The 1,813-nt window shown below is 62.1% G+C and carries 1 protein-coding gene; it reads right to left on the reverse strand.

Annotated features, from left to right (window positions below):
• Window positions 1–56: 56 nt before the first annotated feature.
• A complete protein-coding gene (gene ltrA / locus ACOVRJ_RS19830; RefSeq protein WP_422045553.1) occupies window positions 57–1,448 on the reverse strand; it encodes a group II intron reverse transcriptase/maturase in 1,392 nt (463 codons plus the stop codon).
• Window positions 1,449–1,813 lie beyond the last annotated feature (365 nt).

Here is a 1,813-nt window from a genome sequence, read left to right on the forward strand (position 1 = left end):
CCCCTGCCACACCACCCGGCATGCGGGTCCGCACCGGGCGGTTCGAGAGTTTGAGGTCAGGACAGTCTTGGTACCCCCAGCCGGTCAAAGTACGCAATGGTGAGTGTCGTCTTGAGGAGCCGGTCGCTGTTACGCCACCAACGATGGCAGTTTGCCGCCACCTGTTTGGCCACATCCTGCGTTGCCCCCATCGCCATGAGTTCCCGGTAGATCGTTCTCGGCCGCTTCCAGTGTTTGAGCTGGATGGCCCGCAATCGGTGGCGCAGCCACTCGTCCAGCTCTCGCCAGACCTGGGGCGTTTGCGCCAATCCAAAGTAAGCCTTCCAACCCAGCAGGTAGGGCCGCAGTTTGTCCACCACCTGTGCCATGCTGCGCCCGCCTGAGCGGCGCGTGAGTTGCCGGATGCGGGCCTTGAAGTTTTGCAGTGGCTTGTCAGCTACTTTGCATTTGACTTCACGGCCTTTGGCCACCCACAGCGCATACCCCAGAAACTTGCGTCCGAAGGCGCTGGTCACCGCGCTCTTGGCTTCATTGATCTGAAGCTTCAAGCCTGTGTACAGTTTCCTGAGATACGCCATCACCCGCTCTCGCGCCTTCTTGCTGCCCACGTAGACGTTGCAGTCATCAGCATAGCGCGCGAAGCTGTGGCCTCGCGCCTCCAACGCCTTGTCCACTTCGTCGAGCAGCACATTGGCCAGCAGCGGGCTCAGGGGCCCGCCTTGCGGTGTGCCACGGTGGCGATCGAGCACCACCCCGCCATCCATGATCCCGGCGTTCAGGTACGCCCGAATCAGCCCGATGACTCCAGCGTCATCGATGCGTCTTTTGAGCCTGTCCACCAAGATGTCGTGGTTGATCCGGTCAAAAAATTTGGCCAGTTCCACGTCTACCACCACGCGCTTGCCCGATTGGACATACGCCCGTGCGGCCTTGACCGCGTCGTGCGCACGCCTGCCCGGACGAAACCCATGGCTGTGTTCGCTGAACGTGGGGTCAATCAGCGGTTGCAGCACTTGCAAAAGGGCTTGCTGGATCAGCCGGTCTACCACCGTCGGGATACCCAGCTCGCGCTGGCTGCCGTCGGGCTTGGGAATCATCACCCTGCGTACCGGACTGGGCCGGTAGCTGCCCTGCACCAGCGCTTGGCGGATATCGGGCCAGCTCGTGCGCAGCATCCGGGTGGTTTGCTCGATGTCGAGCCCGTCCACCCCGGCTGCACCCTTGTTGGCCTTGATCCGCTTCCATGCCACTTGCAGGTTCTGTCTCGTCAGCGCCGCCTCCAACAGGCCACCAGTGCCCGCCGTCTGCCTTGCCGACCCTGTGTCTGGGTGCTCATGCAACGTACCTCCGGTTTCGTCACACCCGGTCTCTGGCACGGCTTGACCGTGCCGCCTCCCCGAGCGCCCGGCTTGCCCCGGCTTCTGACGCATGACCTTGCAGCTTTGCATGTCCTCAGTCACTCACTCTCGTTCGGCCCTTCGTGTTCGCCTCACCTCCCATTGCGGGTTTCGGGCTTGCACTACTACGGCCTCTGCTGACTTCTCGCTCCGGCTTTAGCCGTCGGGCTTTCACCCATAAGGCGAGATCTCCCCAGGTAAGAACGCACTCATTCATCGCACAACCGCCGCATCTACGCCGCTTCGCCTTGGTCACACGAGCTTCGTGGTTTCTTGCCCACTTGCCCTGCTTGGCAGCGCCTCCTATGCGATTTTTGTTCATCGGCTCGCGATTACGCTCCACGCTTCCTTCCCACGCTCGGTCACCCTCACGCAGTTGCGCTTCGCTTTGCTCACTGTGACCAGTTCGCAGCGGG

Origin of the sequence: Roseateles sp. (assembly GCF_049240545.1) — a bacterium.
Classification (GTDB): domain Bacteria; phylum Pseudomonadota; class Gammaproteobacteria; order Burkholderiales; family Burkholderiaceae_C; genus Paucibacter_A.

What these genes read in the sequence shown, in the direction of transcription:
- ltrA (WP_422045553.1), bottom strand. Translation starts at nt 1,448, where the DNA reads ATGCAAAGCTGCAAGGTCATGCGTCAGAAGCCGGGGCAAGCCGGGCGC.